Origin of the sequence: Mycolicibacter icosiumassiliensis, assembly GCF_900078685.2 — a bacterium.
In the GTDB taxonomy this organism is placed as follows: Bacteria; Actinomycetota; Actinomycetes; order Mycobacteriales; family Mycobacteriaceae; genus Mycobacterium; species Mycobacterium icosiumassiliensis.
In genome coordinates this window covers 1-1132 of sequence record NZ_LT546178.1, presented here as the reverse complement: position 1 = coordinate 1132, position 1132 = coordinate 1, and the positions used below count along the sequence as shown (strand labels likewise).

At 70.9% G+C, this 1132-nt stretch carries 1 protein-coding gene; it reads right to left on the bottom strand.

Going from position 1 to position 1132, the window contains the following annotated elements; all coding sequences use genetic code 11:
- Nucleotides 1-921 (bottom strand): PGRS repeat-containing protein (locus BN4346_RS47960; RefSeq protein WP_407695171.1); only part of this gene is annotated, 921 nt, incomplete at its 3' end.
- Nucleotides 922-1132: the final 211 nt, after the last annotated feature.

The following is a 1132-nucleotide window of genomic DNA, read 5'->3' as shown; positions in this document are numbered from 1 at the left end:
GTCCAGGCCGTTGCCGCCGGCACCGCCGACACCACCGGCGCCGCCCAGTGCGCCGGTACCACCGTTGCCGCCGGATCCGATCAGCCAACCACCGCGGCCGCCGGCACCACCGTTGCCGCCGGCCCCGCCGACACCGCCGTTGTCGCCGGTGACACCGGCGCCACCCGCGGCGCCTACCGTGCCGGTTCCACCGATGCCGCCCGCACCGCCGGCACCACCGTTGCCGAACAACAGGCCGGCACCCGCACCGCCGGCACCGCCGAGGCCGCCGTCGATGCCCAGCGCACCGGCTCCGCCGGTACCGCCGTCGCCGCCGATACCCATGAACCAGCCGCCGGCGCCGCCGGCACCGCCATCGCCACCGAGGACACCGGCACCCCCGTCGCCGCCGTTGCCGAACGACCCGGCATTCCCGCCGGCGCCGCCGGCGCCGTCAGCGGCAACGCCACCGGCACCGCCGTCGCCGAACCACAATCCGCCGGCGCCGCCGGCGGCCTCGGCCAAGGTGCCGCCATCGATACCATCGGCTCCGTTGCCGATCAGATCCTGGCCGAAGAGCAACTGCGGCAACGGGTTGATTAGGTACTCGTCGAGGAAGGCACCGACCGAACTGGTGATCCACAGCTGCCCGAGGTCATACATCGGGGCGTAAAGCCAGCTATTGACCAAATCGGTCAATGTATCCGGATTAGTGGACTCCGCTGCCCACGGCAAATCACCGGACGAACCGATCAACGTGTCACCGAGTGTCGGCCCCAGCAGGTCGACGATCCAGTCCAGTTCCATATCGGCATGGGCGATCGGCGGCACCGCCAACGGCGTCAACCCGAGCGCCAGAAACGCGCCCACCGCCGTAGCAGCGCCCGCCACCCGACGGCCCCGCTGCCGCTGACGCACAACCCGACCGTCGTTCTTAGCCATCCGAGTTTCCTAACTGTGCTGATTCGAAATTGGTCACGCGATCGGTCGATCAGAACGGGGGCGTCGGGGCCCACACGGCATAGGTAGCACCGGTAGTGCCGTACAGCCCCGCCTTGCCGGCAGCGGCGCCGTCACCCTGGATACCGCCGGCTCCGCCATCGGCCTGGGTGCCGTCGGCTTCCTGCCCACCTTGGCCGGCCGCACCGCCGAC